Origin of the sequence: Acinetobacter thutiue (genome assembly GCF_030385805.1) — a bacterium.
GTDB classification, from domain to species: Bacteria; Pseudomonadota; Gammaproteobacteria; order Pseudomonadales; family Moraxellaceae; genus Acinetobacter; species Acinetobacter corruptisaponis.
In genome coordinates this window covers 97,758-119,019 of the sequence record NZ_JAUDZE010000006.1, presented here as the reverse complement: position 1 = coordinate 119,019, position 21,262 = coordinate 97,758, and the positions used below count along the sequence as shown (strand labels likewise).

Genomic DNA, 21,262 nt, shown 5'->3' with positions numbered 1-21,262 from the left:
TTAATCTGTTATAACAGTTGTTATAGTGAAAATTATGCTAAACTATAACATGTGTTATAGCAATGTGTTTTTTAAAGGGAATGTGACTGATGGGTTTGGCAGCAGAGAGCAAATTAAATACACGGCAGCGGCTTATTTTTGCGGTACTGGATTTATTGCGGACCCAAGGGTTAGCAGCGACCAGTGTGCGAGAAGCGGCTAAACATGCACAAACGCCATTGGGTTCAACCTATCATTATTTCCCTGATGGTAAGCCACAAATGGTCAAAGAGGCGTTGTTATTGTCTGGAAATATCGCATTGGAACAACTGGATAAAGCACTGAATCAGCATGGGACACCTGAGGGCATTGCCATATTTATTACGTGGTGGGGTGGGATTGTACAGGACTCCAGTTTCCAGGCTGGGTGTCCTTTAATGTCGGTATTAATGGAAACAGGGAATGATGATGAAAAAGTACAATATGTTGAAACAGTCAAACAAGTGCTAAATTTATGGAAACAAAGATTGACACAAGCACTTGAACAAGACGGCATCTCATTTGAGCAGGCCACACAAGTCAGCTTAAGCATTATTGCGTCGTTTGAGGGGGCGATTTTGTTATGCCGAGCTTGGGGAAATTTAACCCCGTTCCAAGCGGTAACTGCACAATTAGATGTAATGATTAAAAATTTGATTTAATTGTGTTTAAAATAGTTTAATGTGCTGAATTATTCCTATTTGTTTTTACTCATAGCCCATGTGAGGACTTATTAATAGATTGTCTTTAATTTATTAAATAGACTTCTTGTAAAAATAAAAATCATAAAATACTACTTTCGCAAGAAGTCTAAGATCTTATGTAAATCATTTCTTACATTAATAAAATTACTCTACCAGGTATTCGCGGTCCTTGCTCTATATTTCTTATAACATTCAATGCCTCGGCGAAAGGTACTTCGAGACCAATGGAAGAATACAGATTTCCTTCGGTTGCAAGCTTTTCAATATCAGAGAGATTTTTAAATCCCCCTGTCGCAAATACCATTTTGTAACTTTTTGATATAGATGATATTCCTCTTAGCACTCTGCCAATTGTTGGATTAATATCGATAAACTTCCCTTTAGTTAACAGCATTTCCAAGCCATTTGTAACAGGAAGAGTCCCAAGAGTATCAAAGACTACATCATAGGGACCATTAGACATGAATGAGGATTTATCTGTATATTTATATACGGAATGAACTCCCAAGGCTTTGATATTTTCTATAGACTTTTCACCACATGTACCAGATACATCTGCACCATATTTTAAAGCGATTTGTACAGCAAAATTACCCACAGCACCGCTACAACCATTTATAAATATACGCATTCCTGATGTTACTTTGGCTGTATTTACGATAGCATTCCATGCAGTTGCGGCTGGAATTGGAAGACAGGCAGCTTCGCTAAAACTCAATGATTTTGGTTTAAGGCAAATCAGCTCTGAATCTGCATCCACCAATTCAGCAAAGGCGCCTTGCCTACGAATTTCAAGTGTGCCAAAAACTTCGTCTCCAACTTTAAAATCTTTCACATCCTCACCGATTTCTTCAATAATACCTGCAAAATCACTACCCATGCCCTGTGGAAACTTTCTGCCAGTTGCAAACTTCATAGCACCTTGACGTAATTTCCAGTCCAAAGGATTAAGTGCAGCAGCTTTTACACGTATACGGACTCGATTGGCTGTTAAAGTCGGCAAAGTATATTCAGCAAAAGACATATGTTCAGGACCACCATAATGGTCGAATTGTATTCTTTTCATCAGATTTCCTTAATGATTTAATTCTGCCAAGTCTTCGTTAGCCAGTTGAATATTCGTACTTGCCATGTTTTCTTCTAGGTGTTCAAGTGAACCAGTACCTGGAATAGCCAACATGACAGGAGAAAGTGCCAGAAGCCAGGCTAATGCAATCTGAGTTGTCGTTGCGCCATGTTTAGCAGCTATTCGGGTGAGCTGATCATTATCAATATTATTCATCCCACCGCCCAGTGGGAAAAATGGACAAAAGGCAATCTTGTTGTTCGTACAGATATTTAATAAATCCATATCTTTACGATTAGTGATACTGAAATGATTTTGAACTGCGGTAACAGGAGCAATCGTTTGTGCTTCTGCCAAATGTGCATGATCGATATTACTTAAGCCTAAATGACGTATCAGTCCTTCTTGGCGTAATTTGGCCAATGCTTCAAATCGTTCAGCAATAGACTCTCCATATGGTACAGTCATCTCACCTATTCGCAAATATACGAGATCAAGAGAGTCAAGTCCGAGGCTTTTTAAATTTTCCTCAATAAGCTGACGCATATCTTGAGCTGTTGCCGTTCGATGGCTTCCATCCTCGTTAAATACTACACCGACTTTAGTCGCAATAACTAAACTGGGTGGATAAGGATGCAATGCATCTCGAATAAGATCATTGGCACGTACTGTGCCATCGCCACTTTGATAAAATTCTGCTGTATCGATTAAATTGACGCCAAGTTTTGTAGCATGGTTCAATACGGTTTTTCCTACTTCTGGATCACGTGCTACGCCTCTAAAGCCGTTACAGGGTAAACGCATTGCGCCAAAACCAAGACGATTAATAGGGGTATCACCACCTAGTAAAAATTCATGAGAGTTTAAAGAGGTGTGCATTAAATATTCCTCACTTAATTAGTGTTTTAATTCATTTCAAAGCCATGTTGGTTTCATCTTGAGTTTATGACTGAACACCAAGTCGCTCAGCCAGCCAGTCAAAGATAAATTCAGAGGCAGTGGCATATCCCCCTATCTGGCAATGCGATTGGGCTGTTGAGGTCTCATCAAATAACAGATATTCCTTAGGTCCCTGTAATGCCTCGTAAAATGGTTTTGCACCGCTAAATACTTCAGCTGTTCCATCCAGTACGAGGGTTTCACAGGTTACCTTGTCAAGAATATCTGAGTTATCATAGGGTTGTAGCGCATCAATGACATCTTTAATTGTATTTGGTACACCATGCTTCCATGCATAATCACGTACCAGATTTCTCATTTGTGCTGGTAATTGTTCTAAAGGATGTTCTTTGAACTTTTCCAGTTGAGTGATAATTTGTCGTCCCCAACTGATATTGCCTGGATCAGTGATACATACCTTAATACGCTGATCAAATGCAGCAACACGTGGTATTAGATAGCCACCAAAGCTTAAACCCATAAGTGCAATATTACCCGCATCGACTTCTGGAAATTTATCCAGAGCAAAGTCAATGATCGGACTGACGACTTTTTCCCAGTCAGGGCGAAATGTCAGATTATTCAGTCTTAATGCAAAACCCTGACCTGGACCATCATAGATTAAACAATGAATCCCTCTACGAAGAGCTGCGTCATAAACCCAGCGTGTATCTTCTGCCCAGGTATCTCGACCTGGTGTAATAATCAGTAAAGGCGCTTTTTCTCCAGCATTGGGGGATTTATAAAAATAGCCAGGTAAAAAGCTATCCTCATAAGGTATTTCAATGGCGACCCCAGGATAACCAGATAAATGAAGATAGCGTTGATAACATGTTGAGCTCGCAATCGCATAATCTTTCATACGCGCATCTTCAAAATCGCTAAAGTACAATAATGCACAACGCCAATAAGTTGACGCTCTTAGATAAGCCGTTGACGCAGTAACATTTTTACCATTCTTGTCAGCCTCTTCTGCCCGAGCTTGTATACGTTCTGCCAATTCCGCCCATGCAGTCACCCAGGTTTCTTCACTACTGTCTTTAAGCTGACAGACGATATCCATAACCTCACCAAAGTCGGTCATGCCGTAAGGCATAAGGCTTAGAATATGTTTTGTAAGAGCGTCGATTAGAATATTTTCATTAAAAAAATTGTGATTTGTCCAATGTTTTCCTTGAAATGTAGGATTTACATTTGTTTGAGCGTTCGGCGATTGATCTTGCATAATAACGACCTCTTGGTTTTTATCTATCCGTTAAGTTGATATGACTAATCAGAGATTAGTCATAGGAATTTTTTAAAAACGATAAGTGAGAAATGCCCCATACATTGTCTGGTTCTTATCCTGAACGATAGGGCTATCGGCTGCATCACTTTGTAATTGCGCAGCGGTGATATTTGCGCCTATATTCCAATGTGGTGTGAGTTGGTATTGGGCATGAATTGAGAAACGTAAATTTGAAATACCATTGCCTGCTTCATATGCTGAAAAATTTGAATTGGCAGCTTGTTCAGCATTTACGCCAAAAAAAGTCTGCATATATTCATCATTGCCCCAAGTCAAACCAGGACCAGCAGAAACCATGAGCCTTTCAAATGGACGATAGTTTACTCTGGCATCAACATTCACCATCGTGCCTTGCTTGTTTCCCTCTACATCAGACATGACACTGGCACTGACCATCCACCAGTTTGTGCGGTAGCTGCCCGATAATCCTGCACGAGTTGTAGCATCAATATCCCCTAAACCCTGTAAACGGCTGTCATCTGACTCCTTACGAGGTTCGTCAATACCAAGTGCAACAGCAGCAGCCAAGGTCCAATTTTTATCTTCATATAGATAAGCTCCTAGCCCCCCAGGTAAACCACTGCCAGGAGCACCACCAATAAAAAAACGATTGTAGCGAGCATTGATGAGTGGAAGCACTTCGGTTTTATTGTCATCACTGCCTGGATATTCAGGCAGACTCAATGCACCAACACCTAATGTTAAATCCCATTTTCTGGATTTATTTGATGTTTCTTCTGCTCGAGCTTCTGCCAAGGGTAAAAAAAATACAAAAGGTAGGGCTGCACTCAGTGTCAATGAGGCACGATTATTTAAGGTCATGAAAAACTCTCCTTGTGATCAATAATTAGGCATCTCGACGTACCAGTTTTTTTAAACGACGCTCAAGGCCTGCTACATAGGTAAAAACAACGGGAACAACAAGTAAGCTCAGGGCTGTTGAGGTCAAAAGACCTCCGATTACAGCCATAGCCATGGGGTGACGGAAACTTGAATCTGCACCAAGGCCTAAGGCAATCGGTAACATCCCTGCAATCATGGCAATAGTCGTCATCACAATTGGACGGGCACGTTTATGGCAAGCATCTAGCAATGCCTCATATTGAGATAGCCCACGATCACGCATTCCAAGAATGGCGTACTCGACCAGTAAGATTGAGTTTTTGGTCACAATCCCCATGAGCATGACCAAACCAATCATTGATGGTACATTCAATTCACTATGGCTGATCATAAGGGCAATAAAGGCACCTCCTATAGAGAGCGGAATGGCAGAGAGAATTGTGAAAGGCTGGAAAAAATCCTTGAAAAGCAGTACTAGCACTGAGAATACGCATAGCAATCCAAAAATAATTGCCATACCAAATCCTGATGCAAATTCTGATGCAATCTCAGCATCACCAGTCTGAATAAGCTTCACGCTGGAGGGCATAGCTTTTACACTAGGTAATTGCATTGCTGCCGATACGGCATCGCTCAATGCCATACCACTCAAATCGGCTGTTACCGTGATATAACGCTGACGGTCATATCGATCGATTTGAGATGCACCATTTTCTATAGAAAGTTCAGCGATACTCGAAAGAGGAACCAACCCATTTTTTCCAGCAATTCTTAGATTTGACAATGTATTGATATCTTTCCGTAGATGATCATCAACACTGGTACGGATGTAGATTTGTCGATTATCAAGATTGAGTCGGGCAACCTGTGCATCAAAATCACCACTTGTCGCAACTCTTACCACTTCCGCAATGGATGCTGTGGTAATACCTTGTTCGGCTGCACGTTGATTATCGGGGCGAATAACAATCTCTGGACGTTCAAGGCTGGCTGTCGATGTAATATTGGATAATTTGCCAATACCACGTAACTCACGTTCCAGTGATTGTGCTGTAGCTTTGAGGGCTTGTGAGTTATCGCTGGCAAGGATCAGTTGCAATTTCTCACCAGGACCACCACCACTCAGGCTGAAACGTGCACCAGGAACATTTTCCAGTTTTTGGCGTACATTATTTTCAATGGCCAGTTGGGATTCACGCTGACCACGAGGTGACATGATCAGGGTCAATGAAGCATTGCGGACACTACCAGCCTGCGTGGTGCCTTGACCTGCTTCCTGTGGAGTCCCGACTGATGTAAATACCTGTTCAATACCAGGTATTTGATCAATTACTGTACGGGCAATTTCAGCAGCAGACAAGGTATCCTGTAATGAACTGCCAGGAGGCAATTCCATATTGACTGTGGTAATCCCACTGTCAGAAGCGGGTACAAAACCAGAGGGAATCATGGGTACCAGCATTATGGAAGCAACGAAGAATAATGTGGCACCAAATAATGTGGTTTTTCGATGGGTCAAACACCAGCGTACAGTATGCAGATAGCTATGCATGATCCGCCCGTCTTTATGTTCCTTTTGGGCTTCAGGCTTAAGAAAATAGACAGCCATCATCGGGGTAAGCAGACGTGCCACCAGCAGGGACGCTAAAACGGCAATCACCGCAGTCCAACCAAATTGTCGGAACATCATGCCTGGAATGCCACCCATTAAGGCCGTAGGCATAAAAACGGCTACCAGGCACATTGTGGTTGCAATTACTGCCAGTGCAATTTCATTAACAGCATCTTCTGCTGCCTGACGGATCGGCTTACCCATTTGCCGATGACGCTCAATATTTTCGACTTCAACAATGGCATCATCAACCAGAATGCCGACAACGACTGCGAGAGCCAGTAAAGTCACGGTATTAAGTGAGTAGCCTAATAGGGACATCGCTGCAAAAGCGGGTAATATGGATAAAGGTAAAGCTGTTGCGGAAATTAAAGTAGCTCGCCAGTTGCGCAGGAAAAGCCAAACAACAATAATGGCAAGAATAGCTCCCTCGTAAAGCATCGCCATAGAACCGTCATATTGTTCAACCGTTTCATCGACTGAACCTGAAATATAGGTCAGCTCTATACTTGGGTCATCTTTTTTAAGCTGATCAAGGACTTTTCGAACGCCCTCGGCGATTTTTACCTCATCGTAGCCTTTGGCCCGATAGACACTAAACCCGACTACAGGCTTTCCGTTCAATAATGCTGCTTGTGTATGTTCTGCTGTGGTATCTGTGATAGATGCAATTTGATCGAGTCTGAGACTTTTTCCATTAGACAGGGTAATTCGCAAAGCGCCAAGTTCTTGTGCTTGCTGGACGGTTGCAATCACCCGTATGGATTGTTCTTCTTCACCAAGTTGCCCTCGTCCCCCTGAAGACTGTTGCTGAATCTGACGTAATGTGTGAGATACTTCTGCGACCGTAACACCAAATTCCGCCATGCGTACAGGGTCAATCCTGATCTGGACCTCACGCTGCACCCCACCAATTCTTTCAAAGCGTCCAACACCTGGAACACCTAATATTGTCTTTGCCAGCGTATGATCAACATACCAGGAAAGAGCTTCTTCATCGAATTTAGGAGACGCAACGGCATATGTAAGTACTGAACCTCCCACACTTTTTCGGGTACTTACAGTGGGTTCCTGAATTTCTGTTGGTAAATCTGAACGGACACTATCAACGGCATTTTTGGTTTCAATTAATGCATCTGAAATATTTTTTTCAAGCTCGAATTCGACTTGAATCGTGACTAAACCATCAGTTACGGATGTCTGTAGATGACGGAGCCCATTTAGACTTGCAAGAGAATCCTCGACTTTACGAGCAACCTCAGTTTCGAGCTGGGCTGGAGCAACTCCAGGCTGTGCTACAGTTACCGTAACCATAGGTAGATCAAGATCTGGTAAATTTTGGGTAGGCAAACTGCGAAATCCCCAAATCCCTGCAATCGTTAATAAGACAAACAACAAGATGGCGGGGATAGGATTTCTAATAGACCAAGTCGCAAAATTCATGATTCGGTCACTCCACTACGTTGAGCTACACGAACAACATCACCATCAGATAAAAAGCCTGCACCATCAACCACAATATGTTCACTACCATTCAATCCATCAGTGATTTCAATGGCTTGTCCCTGACGACGACCCACAGTGACTTTGCGTAATGATACTTTTGAGATGTTTTTATTTTCAGAAAGAACCAGAACATAGTCATACCCATCACGAATAATGACACTCTTGGCTGGTACAGTGAGGGCTAGACTATCGCCAAGTTTGATACTACCTGTTACATACATCCCTGCATGTATTTGATTATTCGGCTGTATATCCGCATAAATCATTGCAAGACGAGATTCGTTATCAAAGGATGGAGAGATCTGACGGACTATGGCCGTTGCAGTAGAACCATTTGGGAGTTGCAAAATGATAGCTTGTCCGATTTTGACTTGAGAGCGTTGTACTGCCGTTAACTCACCACGCCATTCAAGTCGATTCTGACGAATCATCTTAAATAATTCTTGTCCTATAGGGACTGTGCTTCCCAGTGTTGCTGCACGAGCACTAATTATCCCGTCATCTGGGGCAACAACATTGGTATAGCGTAACTGTAGCTGGTTTTTTTCCAGTAAAGCATTTGCAACTTTTGATTCTGTGATGGCATCAGACACTTCCTGCTTACTAATCGCATGGCTATCTCGTAAGGAAAGCATCCGTTGTTGATTTTCTTTAGCTTGATCAGCTTTTGCCAGAAGTTCAGCCTGTTCTGCAAGTAGCAGTGTACGATCAAAACGTGCCAGTACTTGTCCTTTTTTTACCGAATCTCCTACATTTACCAATACATCAACGAGCTGGTAACCACTGATGCGGGCACTAATACTTGCCTCTTCCCAAGCCGTTATAACGCCTTCTGCATTAAGCGTAAGTGGCCAAGTGACTTTTTGAGGTGTGCTGCTTGTTACCGTCAGTGCTGGAACGGTAGTGCTGGAACGATCAGCAGGATGATCTTCTTTATTACGATTACAGTAAATAAGAAGTGCCATTGCCAGAATTCCAATAAGACCAAATACAACATACCGAATTCGGTGTGTTGTATTATTTTTCTTCGGGGACTCATTCAGGGGAACTGGTGCGGATGTCATCCTAAACCTCAATCATTGATATTTATAAATAAGGGGTGATTTATGATTCGTTAATCATTGCAAATGCTTTTTTCACAATGGGACGTAGATCTGCTTGACCACCACTTTCGAACCACTCATCAAGTGCTGCTGTCCATGCGGACATGACTGTACCAACAATAATTCTTGCTTTAAGGGGGGGCATTTGTTTTTCTCCCTCTCTTTTAATCAGTGCTACTGCAAGACCTTGTTCCCAAATAATTCTTTTTTCATATTCCTTTCCAATCAATGAACTTGTTTCTTTCGTTAAAGCCATGAATGCCAAGGCAAGTTTGGGATTTTGGTCATAGCGAGTAAGCAAGGACGCCAGCGTATTGCAAACAGCCGTATAGGGTGTTTCATCACTTGGTCTGTTATTCAATTCCTGAACGAGCTCAGGCACTTTCTCAATTTGCCAAGCAAAAAGGAGATCTTCTTTTGTACTGAAATATCTAAAGAAAGTCCTTTTTGCTATACCTAAAGGTTCAACAATTTGATCAACCGTAGTGTTGACAAACCCTTGTTTTAAAAATAATTCAACGCCTTTAATAATTAAATCTTTACGAATGGCTGCCTTTTGCTGTTCACGTAAATTTGGAATTTTAACTGTCATAGCAATTTCTATCGATACCTAGCTTGATCTTCTGTGTCACTGAGTGTAATAATGTCACCAAGTGACACTTTTGATAGAAAGTATCATGATAAAACCAAAGCGTAAAGAAATTTTTATGTGTTTCGGCATGTCGAGAGAAAACACTTACTTTGAAACGTATACCCGTCAGTAATGAGGCATAAACACAAGGAATATCCTTTGGAGTTTTCGAGATGGTCGTGATGAAAAAAATGTATAAGCTTATGGTTCAGGCTTTTTGTGTAATATTTCTGGTAAGTAGCTCAACGTCAGTAAATAAACGTAAGCCTAAGCCTTCGGATCATTTTAATGGAAAGAAATTTTATAATCCTACTTTAAAAGAACAGTTTTCACCTGGCTTATCTGACATATTTCGTATGATGAGAGAGGGGCGGAGCAAATGGCCTACAACTGTACACAACACAGTAACTCCAAAACTAGCTGAAAAATTAAGCGATAATGATATGGGCGTGACCTTTGTAAATCACGCAACCTTTTTAATCCAGTTTCAGGGTTTAAATATTCTTACCGATCCAGTCTGGTCTGAGCGGGTTAGTCCTTTTAGTTGGATTGGGCCAAAACGTGTACGCAAACCAGGCATAGCTATTGCCGATCTTCCAAAAATTGACATCATTGTTATCAGTCACAATCATTATGATCATCTTGATATTGCGACATTAAAAAAATTAAACCAGTTATTTTCACCTAAAGTGATTGTACCCATCGGTGATAAGGCCCTGATCGAGTCAACTGGAATAAAGAATGTAGAAGAATTGGACTGGTGGGATAGCGTTAAAGTTACTTCTGATACCTCTATTACTTTTACACCTACACAACATTCATCTGCCAGAGGACTTTTTGATCGAGATAAAAGTCTTTGGGGGAGTTATTTTATTCAGCATAAAGCTCGAAGTATTTATTTTGGCGGAGATGCTGGTTACTCAACACATTTTATAGAAACCAGAGATCGCCTTGGTTCACCAGATATTGCTCTTTTAGGCATTGGTGCATACGCACCAAAATTCTTTATGCAATCCATTCATATGGACCCATCTGAAGCTGTTATAGCGCATAAAGATTTAGGTGCGAAACTAAGTGTTGGTATGCATTTTGGGACTTTCCAACTTGCTTCAGAGGCATTTGATCAACCTTTAAAAGATTTAGAGACTGCTTTAGAAAAAGGAAATATTACTCAGAAGGATTTCATTATTTTACACGAGGGGGAAACCAAGATTTATCCATAAAAAGATTTAATGCTCATATCGTTGTAATCATTTGTTCAACAAAAAAATTGAGGGTAAAGATGATTATATAGATATATGTCCAAAGAACATTTTTGAACTGGGTGTTCTGCAAGAATCCGAAAGGGAATATCTGTTACTAATTGGAAAATTTAAAGGATTTATACATGGCTGGAAACAGGATTTTATCATTGATAACTTGGTATGTGAGGTATGTGATTTATTTGCTTCAGCCTGTTCCTAAAATGCAATTACTTTAAAGCGTACATCTGTCAGTAATGAAACATAAACACAAGGAATATCCTTTGGAATTTTCGAGATGGTCGTGATGAAAAAAATGTATAAGGTGGTGATGAAAGCAGACCTCATTAAACGCCTCTGCTTTCACCAAAAGACCGTAAAGCTTATCAAATCTTTTACGCTGGCAGTATTTGTTTTACTGGGCGTTAGCCTATTGGCTGCTTGCGCCACCCTAAATGCTCCCGAGAAGCCGATCGCAGCCGTCAGCTTTGAAGATTACCAGCGAGAGACACTGGACAATATGCGCACAAGAAGGAGCTTCCAGCTTCCTGACAAAGAAAAAGAGCTCTTGTGGAATGGCCCTCAGGAATGGCGTCCAGCAAATATCGAGGGCAAGCCCCAAAAAGGCATTCTTTTTGTTCATGGTCTGGGTGACTCTCCTTGGTTATTCCATGATGTTGCGGAGGAGTTGGTAAAGCACGGTTTTCTCGTGCGCACAGTACTCCTTCCAGGTCATGGTACGCAGCCTAGTGATTTATTGAGTACAACTGCTGAAGAGTGGCAGAAGATTGTCTATGAGCAAGCTTATGCGCTGGAAGATGATGTAGATGGGCCCGTCTATCTGGGTGGCTTCTCTACAGGGGCAAATTTGGTTTTGGAGTACGCCTATTCTCATTCTGAAATTGCTGGGCTTATGCTCTTTTCCCCAGGATTCAAGAGCTTTCCTTTCGATTGGCTGGCGCCTCTAGTGTCGCATATTCGCCCTTGGATAATTAGTCCTGCTGACGCCACCATTCCCAATCAAACTCCAGTTCGGTACATGAATGTCCCAACCAATGGATTTGCCCAGTTCTATCGTACTAGTAAGGTGGCGCGTCGCCTGTTGACTCAGCCCTATGACAAACCTGTATTCATGGTGGTGGCCCAACATGACTCTGTGCTGAATACCGACTACTTGCTTAAAGTCTTCCAGCAACGCTTTACCAATCCACAGAGTCGACTGGTCTGGTATGGGGATAAGCCCACTGGGCTGACAGATACGAAGCGTACCCTCATTCGTGAAGACAAGATTCCAGAGCAGCGCATAAGTCAGTTTTCGCACATGGGCTTGCTATTCTCTCCTGAGAATCCGCTTTATGGAAGTAATGGCACCTTACGTATCTGCCTGAATGGGCAGGGACAACAAGAAATGAGGTCCTGTGAAAAGGGGGAGCTTGTTTGGTACTCCGACTGGGGATATCAGGAAGAAGGTAGAATTCATGCAAGGCTTACCTTCAATCCGTATTTCGAATGGCAATCATCGATCATGGTTTCAACTTTCGATGATACCAATTCTCAAGAGGCTATTTTTCAAAATAATGTAATTCAAAAGACGGGAGACCAGTAATGGCGTCGACAAAAGGTAAGATTATTCGCTTGTTTTCGAGATTTGCACTTGAGCGTGCCACGGTTCTTTCCGTTGAGGCATTTGGTGGCTTTCAGTTGGTTCGTCTGGGCAGCACAATGGATGGCTATGCCGCAGGCACAAAAGTTCAACTCCTGTTGCCTTGTGACGAAGTGCGAACCTATACCCCGATTCGTCATCCTGAGGGTATGTTGCTTCTAGGATGGAAGCATGCTGATGGACCTGGTGCACGTTGGTTTGCCGAGGTTCAGCCTGGTGCTGTTATTCCTTTCATTGGGCCTCAACGTTCGTTAACGATTGACAATGGTCCTATCGTTCTTGTTGGTGATGAAACAAGCGTCGCAGTTGCAGCTGCGCTTTCGATTGAGCGGTCGGGTTTTGTACATACGGTGATCCAGTCGGATAACCCTTCAGATGTGTACTCGGCAGCCAAAGCCGTTGGGCTTGATAACGTAGATGTTGTATTACGTGGTGATATCAATGCGATTATAGATGCAGTTTCTGACAGGCTTTCAGTTGTGCGAGATTCTGTTGTTGTGTTGACGGGTTGCTCTGATCTTATCGTGGCAGTGAGAGATAGGCTCCGCAGTAACGGGGTGAAAAATATTAAGACAAAGACTTACTGGATCCCAGGAAAAGTAGGTCTTGACTGAGGTGTTGCTATGAAAATTTCTGTATTAGGTGCTAGGAAAAAAATATCACTTAAAGTGATTTCATTATTTTACAGGAGGGAGAAACGTACATTTATTCTTAAAAAGATTTAACGCTAATATTAGTGAAATCATTTGTCCAATACAAAATTTTGGGGATAGTAATATTTCCAATACGTTTTTCCAGTTGAGAGCTAAACCTAACTATCAGCGCAAAAGAAGTAAATGAAACTCTCAATTGGAAATTTAACGTTTTGTTAATAAGTTTTCCTTTCTCTATTTGGTTAAACCCATATAAATCCGATTAGCCCAGCCTTCTAGATCCTCAATAGCGACTTTTTGTCCATCATCAATACGTGGATGATTAAATCTAACTTGTTGAGTTGCTATTTTTTGGATGAAGCTATGTGGCCAGTTAAGCGTTTTTTGAACAACAAACTTACGAAGTTTTTCATAATTTTCTTCCCAACAGTTCATATCCTTTATCGTTAATAATTGCGTTGAAAGGCGGTTCGCATTATCGGATGTATCAACTTCCAGTAAAATGAAATGCTGACCTTGATGCAGAAAATGTACTTCAGCGATACAACGTGGATTATTGTCTGCTTTTAGATGTTTAGTAAATCCCGCTACTTCAGGTAGAGTTTTTAAAGTCAGGGAATACTGTATTCCATACTTTTCCTCAAGTTTATAAAGCATCTGCATAAAAGCGGAGAAACGATCTAGATATAAATGGGCATCATCAGATTGATCCTTTGCGCCCTCAAAATCCCCCGCCTTAACTGAACCACCAATTCCTGGTTCATCGGCATTTACATCACCAATTAATTCATCAATATACTCTTGGGCATCATCCACGATAACAGCGTTTTTTGAACCAGTTTTATCTGCGACTTTCCCAGTTTCAAATGGATCATCAAAATCAAGTAAAGTGGTTGGACCATCTACAATAGTAGGTTTATTGCTAGGCATTGCTTCTTCCTCATCATTGAGTTTGGGCTCTGCATGATTCGGCTTTGGTGGTATGGTACTAGTATTACCTGAATTTTTCGAGGCTTTAGAAAATTTATCATGATGAAAATAAACCGGTTTATCAATATGGGTGGAGAGTCCGGAAAAGCTAATGATTTCATCAATCTTAAATGTATTGGTTAACCTGTCGTAATAACCGTGTGCCTCAATATTTACGTCTGTTAAATTGGGTGGGATGAAACTAAAGTTCCATGTTCTTGCCGTATTATTAATGCTTGAAAAAGCCTGACACTGCTGAGCGATGCTTTCGTATGAAGCTCTTATGTTTTTATTTAGGAGTAAATATGCAAGAAATCTACGAAACCCAGGTTTATTGAAATGAGAAAGTGCAAGTGAACCCTCACATGGGGGAAGAACATTAATCAGGTAATGATCAGTCCTGTTCTGAATATCAAAGTCTTCTGCCAGCACATTCAACTCAAGCGCAGATCGAGTGAGGTAAGCATTCTGGAAGAAGAACGCTCTGGCTAACTCAAGCTGTGGTAATTCAATATGAACCTGTTTAACGGTTTGTGCTTCATTTGAAAATGTTGCCAAAGCATCAAATCCAAAAAAATGAAATTGTGATTTAGATTGAGCAAAAGACAACCATTCTGCTGGTAAAGGACATCTAAATTTTAGATGAAATCCAGACTTTCGATGCTCATTTTGGGTGGAGTTGATAATGCGACGTTTGGCTAACAAATGCATGTGGGAAAAAGAGGTGTTATATTTTGCTTTAGAGTCTTCAGACTCTCCCCACAGATTAATAAACCAAGGGTTATCATCATATTTAAATAGTCGTCCTATCCCTGTAATCAATGTATCTAAAGGGAGGCGTTTAATGTGCATAAATCTTCTTCTCACAAATCATATTTAGAAAAATTTGGGCTTCTTGAGTAATTCTTTCTTTACTTAATCCTGCAAGTCGTAATATCCGCCACCTATCTTTAGTGCTGGATTCGGTATAACCAAGCCTGATCATGGCATGGGTAATTCTCCGTATTTGATAATCCATTGTATCTTCAGAATAAATTGAAAGAAATTTGGCACTTAGAGGCAAGTGGTACAAATTTTTGGAAATGGAATTTCCTTTGGATAACTGATTCAGAAACCAGCTTTTTGACATTCTTGGACAAGCTAAGTCATCATTTGAACGATATAAAACTTTGAATAATTCTTTGGTTATTGAAAAATCACGTATAGGCCAATTTACTTTATTTTTTCGGACTTGAGGTTGTGATAAATGTCTTGAATTAAATGTTAGTAGCCAATTTTGATCGTTTCTATATAGCCACATATAAGTTGCCGAACCTGATTTAATGTTGCGGCCAGCCTTTACTCCATGAAGTTGTACAATATCTTGCCATTTTTGTCTCATCTCCTCTGTCTTTATAGGAGGAAGACTATCAGTAAAAATAGTTCGTTTTACAAAATATGGGGTTACTGAAATAGAGCTGACATATTGCATAATTTCTTTAGGTGACATTTCGGGTATAAATGAAGACCAGACAATACAATGTTCCAAGAAACTAAAGGCTTTACGGTGTTTTCTGAAAATAGATTTAAGCCATGAAGTATCTTGTTGGTGGTCAATACTTAAATTCTTAGAACGAAGATAACCAAGATTAAAATTTTTAATCACTTGCTCATAAGTTTGCACATGACATACATGATTCCCTCTACGGAAATTCTTTGCATCAGCCATTTCCAGATAGAATCTAGTCCATTGTTCATGGTTTGGGGATGATCGAGGATCGAGTTGTAATAACTTTACAGCCATTTGCCCTAATATGAAGTCTTCCTTGTAATAGGAATGAGCAGAGTCTTGAGTTTGATTTGGTAATAAGGGTAAGAAAAGATGCCGATGCTGTTGTTGAATATAATCCTGAGACAGAAGTGAACAATTGTGTTTCAGGCAGATTGAAAGGTTGGGTAGAAACCAGGTTCTATTCCAGAAATACTCTCCATAAGTTTCTCGTTGCTGCTGTATGCAGATTGGACAGTAGTGGAATTTGGTGTTGTTGGAGACTCTGGAAGCATTCAGGCCAAGCATAAGATGAACAGAGCCAGATGCCTGCTCAGCCATTAAAGTGATTGCTTTTTGTCGATGGGATTCCTGAACAAAAGGTGCATATAAGCCAAACATCGTATGTTTGTAAATCAGGTCTATTAAACTAAAACGGCCAGTTCGCTTTAGTAAATGTGCGATAGCATTTAAATGACTGGGTAAGTCTATGGTAGCAACGATTTTTCTATCTTGGAAAACCTCATCAAGTAACTGTTTAGGACTTTGAATACCATGGTGTAATCCAGCACGGGCGATGGTACTGTAAATCAGCTCATCAGGAAGCGGTGTTGGAAAATTCCACATGATTCTCACCCCGTACTATGACAACAGGTCTGACATTTGCAGAATTAAACCTTGATGGTCTAATTGGGTATAAATACTTTCTGGACTGGTTGGGTTCATCGAAAAAATATGACGAAGATCAGTATCTTCCAACTCATTCCATTGTTTTAAGCTAATTCTTTGGTTTTTCTTTTTGGTTGCCGGTGCCTGTGACGGTGTATTGTTTGTCTCCATTGCTTGAACAATAGCAGCCAAGAGCTGTTGTCTAGATATTTGGGGTTTTAACGCTACAATTTTTTGAATAGCAAAGATGATGGAGTCTGATGGGAACTCATCTTTTAGCATCAGATATACGCGACGTTGATCATCATTACTCAACTGTTTTAAGGCTCGGTCTTCTTCGGATTCGATGGCAGAAGCGGAGATCTTCTGAATAAGATGGATGATTTTCTTATCCATATCGGGTACAGCCAAATCTGAGAATTGAGCGATCCGTTCAGGTATACCTGAACGTAGTGCGCTGAGCATAGGATGTACAAGTTTCAGTTCATCATCATAAACACGTTTCAGCAGCTCTACAGTAATCGTTTCTGCTCCCGTGGCAAGGGCACGTAACTGGGCCAAAATAAAAAGTTTTATTACAATATCGAGAATACCTTGGCTCAAATCAAACCAGGTATCTCGAATCTCATCACTTAGGATAGGGTCTTTTTTCTGTAAGTACTGCAATTTCCAAAGTGTATTGGTAAATGCTATCCACTCAGGGTTTTGACTCTTCTGATCAGGTAGATATTGTGGGATTGGGTTCCAAAAGATAGACCCTAAACCAGCAGCACGTCGGCTGGAGCGTAGATCAAGATCAAAAATATCTCTTGCTTTAGGCGTCCCCACAAAAAGTACAGGAATACCAATGGTATTGCTCATAGTGACAAAGAAGTTGAGCATTTTCTCTGAACCACCAGACTTTGCCCGACTCAAATGTTGGATTTCATCAATGACTAAGAGACCTAAAGCAAACATATTGGCTGTTTGGGCCATGAGGGCAAGCATGGTTTCTACCCCATGTCTTTTCATCCCATACTTTTTCTCATAATTTGAACCAATGATTTTATCAATTGCCCGAAAAAAATTGAGACAAAGTTCTTTAAGTGAACCGTCATGTGAGCAATCTATCTTTAAATAGACGATCTGATGACGATTTAATGCTGGGTGAAAAATGACTTGAGGATATGACCCTAGTATTCTTCGTAAAGAGGTCGTCTTGCCACTGCCTGAACAGCCAATGATAGCCATGCTTAGAGCGGTTGATTCAGTTTCATCAAAACGTTTGGCATTCAGATCACCTGTTTGCAATCTTTCATAACCATTTTGCAGATGTTGTTGTAATTTCCCTGTATTTGGATTGCGACCAACATATCCTCCACGAATCATGAGAGAAATACGTTCACTCAGTAACATATGCATTGCCAAAGGCTGGAAAAATGAGCCTGTGATCTGATGGATATTATGGGCACGAATAACCCTTTTCTGTTTTATATCATCAAGAGTAGGCGTTACTTTTGAGATAAGATTTTTTGCATCTTCAAAAGGTTCTTGAATAGGCGGTAGAGCCTCAATGAATGGATTATCTTTATAAGCATGAACACCAGTGTCCTGATATTCTGCATTTCTGATTATATGATTTGTCATGACTGATCATCCTCATCATCAAAAAGACCTGGAACGAACTGCGGATAGCTTGATTCATCTTGTTTTGGCTTAAATGAAATAATTGTTCCTTGATCTTTAGGGTGCTTATCAGGTTTTAAGGAAGTATTTGATAATTTCTCATTTTCACGAACAGACTTTTTATTCGATTTAATTTCAGATAAACGCTGGCGATTGGATACACCAGAGTTGGTCGCCATTTTTTTTGATTCAGCAATGGTGTCACGAATAAATTGATCCAACTCTCTACGGGCAGTTTTACTGTTATCTTTTTCAATCGCATGTAGATTCTTTTCTTGATCCTGTATCTCCCACACTTGCCAAAATGACATACCCGCAAATTGACGACTTTTGGTTGATAAAGAACATTCCCAATAGATCGTACTATCGTGTTTTGGGAATAAATATATCTTATCTACACAGCTTGGATCGTAGGCTGCTTGAAGATCCTTTGGGCGAGTGACCTCTTTACTACGATGTAGCCAGCCCTCTCTGAGTATCTCTGACCCAATGTAATACAGGCCCCATAAATTGACACCAGAAGTGGAAATGGAAACTTTCTTGCGAGGTAGTATCATGATTCGCAATGTATCTGGATCTACAGTACGAAGATGGCCTGTACGGTTTTGGATTCCCCAGTTCCATATGTGTAATGGAATAGAGGGTAAGTCTGGAGGAAAATCTGCATCTCTGTCATACGTATCCAATACATGATACTGATTACGATAAAGTATTGTCTTTATGGTCATTTTGGCAAAGGCAGAAATAGGCAAAACCGCATCAAGACGGTAATCACTTTCGCCATGTTTTTGAATACGATTTCCTTTGACTACTCCAGGAGCATAAGGTTTGAATTCTGCCTGTAATGTTCCGAAATAGCGTTCAACAATACCTTTTGCATCCCCTCGATAGGCAGGTGCATTTTCAATACGAACATTATAACCATGGACTAAGCGTTCGACCTGATGACTCATCATTTCACCACGGTCAGCAAGAATGGCATCAGGTAAACCTTGGGTTGGCCATTGTTCTGGCTGGATATCAATTCCAAGTAATTTGCATAAACTGACTTTATCACTGCAAGCATTTACAATCGCCTGCATGGCAACAACATATGATGGATTATGAAATCCGATATAGAATCCCACGACCATTCTGCTAAAAACGTCAACCACCACATATAGGATAGGGCGACCTAGAATCTTGCTTCGATCATCATCAGCAACTAAATAGATATCGGCAATAGTCGCATCAATTTCATAACGGCTACCAGGTCCAATCGTATTCGCTGTAGCAGTCCCACTTAATGGCCGTATATCTTTTTGGAAACTCAAGACAGGAGTTCTGGCCTCTATTCTTTGTGGAAGTTCGTATTCACGTTTGTAGAAATGGTCAAACTGTCTACGTGTCGGAATATCTCCCTGTTTTATATGTGGGTAATGTTGGACAAAAAGTTCTTCAAATTGTCGATGAGCCGATGTGATATTAATTTGCTTATCATTTAATAATTCAGATTCAACGATTAACCGAAAGAGCCTTTCAATTTCTGGCGTAATTTTAATACCAGTTCCGTTGCCAAATTTACGCTTTGCCCCTGACTTTTTAGAACCTGCCAAGGTTCTTGGTTTACCAGGTGCGCCAGCATTTCTATAATCTGGCAATAAAGCATTTGGAATTTGACCTCTTTGCCAATAGCGACGTAGATATTTGTATATCGTCGCCTTAGTTGCGATATTAGTTTGTTCTACTAAACGAACCCGTTTAGCTCTAATCTCTTCATTAAAACAGCCCGTGTCATATACGATTGGTTCAATAATTCGGTAAGCCTGAGCACGTTTTTCAAAAGCGACTGAGTTTACGGGTGGCTCTATAGACTTAAGATATTCAAAAGGGTCTGAACTTCTAAATAAGCGTTTTTCATCAATCCATTGTGAAAGTTGTTCTTCAAGAACTAAAGATGGAACTCCTTTGGCTTCCTCCATATGAATCCATATGATTTCGCCAGATTGAAAGAATAAAATCCGGTAGTGGCTTTCATCAAATTTAACGACCTCATTGATTTGCCACATAAGACACCTCTAAATCAAACACTAGGTCAGACCCTTTTAATTTTTGGAATGGCTGTTGGATATCAAATTTAATTAAACGATTTGCTATAAGTGTTCTTAAATATTGTAGGGTCGTTCCAGCCGTAGTTCTTTCCTGAATATCAATTTCTTTACAGAGTTTAATGATAGGAATCTCTGGTTTTTTTGAAAAATAATAAGAAATGGTATGTAGGCTATCCCAGATTTCAGGCTCTAAATGCTCAGTAATAAAAGGGCTCAACCATTCAAGATTTTTTCTGGTAGGTGTGGGAATATTTTGTTCCGTCACAATACTCCATGGGATTTCTTTAACCTCCCAGTATCGACGTTCAATTTCGAGTTTTTCAATTGTTCTTTCTTTGATGAGTTCTTTTAATGGTTTTACCTGAATAACGAATTGAGGTTTTTTCTTATCATTTGTATCAATCAGAAAATCGGAAGTCATAACCTGTTCCGAGCCTTGTATGCTGGGATGTCTCAAACCATGCTCTAAACAGATTTCTTTTGTGTCATCTAGATTCAAAGGAAATTGTTCCCGAATATCCTGAACAGAACTAGACCAATCTAAAATCAAAAAAACATACAGTTCCAGATTAGAAAGTAAATGATGAACTCTTTGCGTTTTATGAGAGTAAATACGATGAGAGACCCCACGAGAGGGTACATCCTGAATAGTTAGCCATGGTTGGTAATCTTTTCCCATACCTTGTCCACGACCGCTTTTTATTCTTTTGCTAATTTGTTCTTGTGTGAAGAATCTCGGTGCTCTACTCATAGAAAAACCCAGCCTACTTTTTAATCAGTATAGCTGGGTTTATCTGGTTTACAACTTTAATGTCTAGTTTAGAACTATATTGTTACAGTTTAGAACTTTAATGT

Annotated in this window: 16 protein-coding genes; 4 read left to right on the top strand and 12 right to left on the bottom strand. The window is 40.5% G+C overall.

Annotated features, from left to right (window positions below; all coding sequences use genetic code 11):
* Positions 1-89 precede the first annotated feature (89 nt).
* Complete coding sequence (locus QTA56_RS12965; protein ID WP_267981356.1) at positions 90-680, top strand: TetR/AcrR family transcriptional regulator; 591 nt, start codon at positions 90-92, stop codon at positions 678-680.
* Between the two features lie 172 nt (positions 681-852).
* Here the strand turns inward: QTA56_RS12965 and QTA56_RS12960 are convergent, their stop codons facing one another.
* From QTA56_RS12960 to QTA56_RS12930, 7 genes are all read right to left on the bottom strand, one after another.
* The gene (locus QTA56_RS12960) at positions 853-1,788 is read right to left on the bottom strand and encodes an NAD(P)-dependent alcohol dehydrogenase (RefSeq protein WP_267981355.1); all 936 of its coding nucleotides are present in this window, start codon (positions 1,786-1,788) and stop codon (positions 853-855) included.
* A 9-nt stretch (positions 1,789-1,797) separates the two neighbouring features.
* On the bottom strand, positions 1,798-2,667 hold the full coding sequence (locus tag QTA56_RS12955; RefSeq protein WP_267981354.1) for an oxidoreductase: 870 nt from the start codon (positions 2,665-2,667) through the stop codon (positions 1,798-1,800).
* 64 nt (positions 2,668-2,731) lie between these two features.
* On the bottom strand, positions 2,732-3,790 hold the full coding sequence (locus QTA56_RS12950; RefSeq protein ID WP_267981353.1) for an alpha/beta hydrolase family protein: 1,059 nt from the start codon (positions 3,788-3,790) through the stop codon (positions 2,732-2,734).
* 234 nt (positions 3,791-4,024) lie between these two features.
* Positions 4,025-4,837: a MipA/OmpV family protein gene (locus QTA56_RS12945; RefSeq protein WP_267981352.1), complete on the bottom strand. Its 813-nt coding sequence runs from the start codon at positions 4,835-4,837 to the stop codon at positions 4,025-4,027.
* A gap of 25 nt (positions 4,838-4,862) precedes the next feature.
* Entirely contained in the window at positions 4,863-7,913 is a 3,051-nt protein-coding gene (locus QTA56_RS12940; RefSeq protein ID WP_267981351.1) for an efflux RND transporter permease subunit, read from the bottom strand.
* Entirely contained in the window at positions 7,910-8,941 is a 1,032-nt protein-coding gene (locus QTA56_RS12935) for an efflux RND transporter periplasmic adaptor subunit (RefSeq protein WP_267981350.1), read from the bottom strand. The genes QTA56_RS12940 and QTA56_RS12935 overlap by 4 nt, the downstream gene beginning before the upstream one ends.
* Before the next feature lie 139 nt (positions 8,942-9,080).
* The gene (locus QTA56_RS12930) at positions 9,081-9,671 is read right to left on the bottom strand and encodes a TetR/AcrR family transcriptional regulator (RefSeq protein WP_267981349.1); all 591 of its coding nucleotides are present in this window, start codon (positions 9,669-9,671) and stop codon (positions 9,081-9,083) included.
* A 212-nt stretch (positions 9,672-9,883) separates the two neighbouring features.
* Between QTA56_RS12930 and QTA56_RS12925 the strand changes: the two genes are divergently transcribed.
* The 3 genes from QTA56_RS12925 (at position 9,884) to QTA56_RS12915 (ending at position 13,228) form a co-directional block, all read left to right on the top strand.
* The gene (locus QTA56_RS12925) at positions 9,884-10,933 is read left to right on the top strand and encodes an MBL fold metallo-hydrolase (RefSeq protein WP_267981348.1); all 1,050 of its coding nucleotides are present in this window, start codon (positions 9,884-9,886) and stop codon (positions 10,931-10,933) included.
* Between the two features lie 316 nt (positions 10,934-11,249).
* Positions 11,250-12,557: an alpha/beta fold hydrolase gene (locus tag QTA56_RS12920; protein WP_267981347.1), complete on the top strand. Its 1,308-nt coding sequence runs from the start codon at positions 11,250-11,252 to the stop codon at positions 12,555-12,557.
* Complete coding sequence (locus QTA56_RS12915) at positions 12,557-13,228, top strand: SIP domain-containing protein (protein ID WP_267981346.1); 672 nt, start codon at positions 12,557-12,559, stop codon at positions 13,226-13,228. The genes QTA56_RS12920 and QTA56_RS12915 overlap by 1 nt, the downstream gene beginning before the upstream one ends.
* Positions 13,229-13,501: 273 nt before the next feature.
* Here the strand turns inward: QTA56_RS12915 and QTA56_RS12910 are convergent, their stop codons facing one another.
* Genes QTA56_RS12910 through QTA56_RS12890 form a run of 5 tightly spaced genes read right to left on the bottom strand, consistent with a single transcriptional unit; the run spans position 13,502 to position 21,158 of the window.
* Complete coding sequence (locus tag QTA56_RS12910; RefSeq protein WP_267981345.1) at positions 13,502-15,088, bottom strand: Tn7-like element transposition protein TnsE; 1,587 nt, start codon at positions 15,086-15,088, stop codon at positions 13,502-13,504.
* Complete coding sequence (locus QTA56_RS12905) at positions 15,078-16,610, bottom strand: TnsD family Tn7-like transposition protein (protein WP_267981344.1); 1,533 nt, start codon at positions 16,608-16,610, stop codon at positions 15,078-15,080. Before QTA56_RS12905 ends, QTA56_RS12910 begins: the two co-directional genes overlap by 11 nt.
* Before the next feature lie 15 nt (positions 16,611-16,625).
* On the bottom strand, positions 16,626-18,278 hold the full coding sequence (locus tag QTA56_RS12900) for an AAA family ATPase (RefSeq protein ID WP_267981343.1): 1,653 nt from the start codon (positions 18,276-18,278) through the stop codon (positions 16,626-16,628).
* Positions 18,275-20,365 (bottom strand): integrase catalytic domain-containing protein, encoded by a 2,091-nt coding sequence (locus QTA56_RS12895; protein ID WP_267981342.1) that lies wholly within the window; start codon positions 20,363-20,365, stop codon positions 18,275-18,277. The genes QTA56_RS12900 and QTA56_RS12895 overlap by 4 nt, the downstream gene beginning before the upstream one ends.
* Positions 20,349-21,158, bottom strand: a complete 810-nt coding sequence (locus QTA56_RS12890) for a TnsA endonuclease N-terminal domain-containing protein (RefSeq protein WP_267981341.1) — start codon at positions 21,156-21,158, stop codon at positions 20,349-20,351. Before QTA56_RS12890 ends, QTA56_RS12895 begins: the two co-directional genes overlap by 17 nt.
* Positions 21,159-21,262 lie beyond the last annotated feature (104 nt).

What these genes read in the sequence shown, in the direction of transcription:
- QTA56_RS12965 (WP_267981356.1), top strand. Translation starts at nt 90, where the DNA reads ATGGGTTTGGCAGCAGAGAGCAAATTAAATACACGGCAGCGGCTTATT.
- QTA56_RS12960 (WP_267981355.1), bottom strand. Translation starts at nt 1,788, where the DNA reads ATGAAAAGAATACAATTCGACCATTATGGTGGTCCTGAACATATGTCT.
- QTA56_RS12955 (WP_267981354.1), bottom strand. Translation starts at nt 2,667, where the DNA reads ATGCACACCTCTTTAAACTCTCATGAATTTTTACTAGGTGGTGATACC.
- QTA56_RS12950 (WP_267981353.1), bottom strand. Translation starts at nt 3,790, where the DNA reads ATGGATATCGTCTGTCAGCTTAAAGACAGTAGTGAAGAAACCTGGGTG.
- QTA56_RS12945 (WP_267981352.1), bottom strand. Translation starts at nt 4,837, where the DNA reads ATGACCTTAAATAATCGTGCCTCATTGACACTGAGTGCAGCCCTACCT.
- QTA56_RS12940 (WP_267981351.1), bottom strand. Translation starts at nt 7,913, where the DNA reads ATGAATTTTGCGACTTGGTCTATTAGAAATCCTATCCCCGCCATCTTG.
- QTA56_RS12935 (WP_267981350.1), bottom strand. Translation starts at nt 8,941, where the DNA reads ATGGCACTTCTTATTTACTGTAATCGTAATAAAGAAGATCATCCTGCT.
- QTA56_RS12930 (WP_267981349.1), bottom strand. Translation starts at nt 9,671, where the DNA reads ATGACAGTTAAAATTCCAAATTTACGTGAACAGCAAAAGGCAGCCATT.
- QTA56_RS12925 (WP_267981348.1), top strand. Translation starts at nt 9,884, where the DNA reads ATGGTCGTGATGAAAAAAATGTATAAGCTTATGGTTCAGGCTTTTTGT.
- QTA56_RS12920 (WP_267981347.1), top strand. Translation starts at nt 11,250, where the DNA reads ATGGTCGTGATGAAAAAAATGTATAAGGTGGTGATGAAAGCAGACCTC.
- QTA56_RS12915 (WP_267981346.1), top strand. Translation starts at nt 12,557, where the DNA reads ATGGCGTCGACAAAAGGTAAGATTATTCGCTTGTTTTCGAGATTTGCA.
- QTA56_RS12910 (WP_267981345.1), bottom strand. Translation starts at nt 15,088, where the DNA reads ATGCACATTAAACGCCTCCCTTTAGATACATTGATTACAGGGATAGGA.
- QTA56_RS12905 (WP_267981344.1), bottom strand. Translation starts at nt 16,610, where the DNA reads ATGTGGAATTTTCCAACACCGCTTCCTGATGAGCTGATTTACAGTACC.
- QTA56_RS12900 (WP_267981343.1), bottom strand. Translation starts at nt 18,278, where the DNA reads ATGACAAATCATATAATCAGAAATGCAGAATATCAGGACACTGGTGTT.
- QTA56_RS12895 (WP_267981342.1), bottom strand. Translation starts at nt 20,365, where the DNA reads ATGTGGCAAATCAATGAGGTCGTTAAATTTGATGAAAGCCACTACCGG.
- QTA56_RS12890 (WP_267981341.1), bottom strand. Translation starts at nt 21,158, where the DNA reads ATGAGTAGAGCACCGAGATTCTTCACACAAGAACAAATTAGCAAAAGA.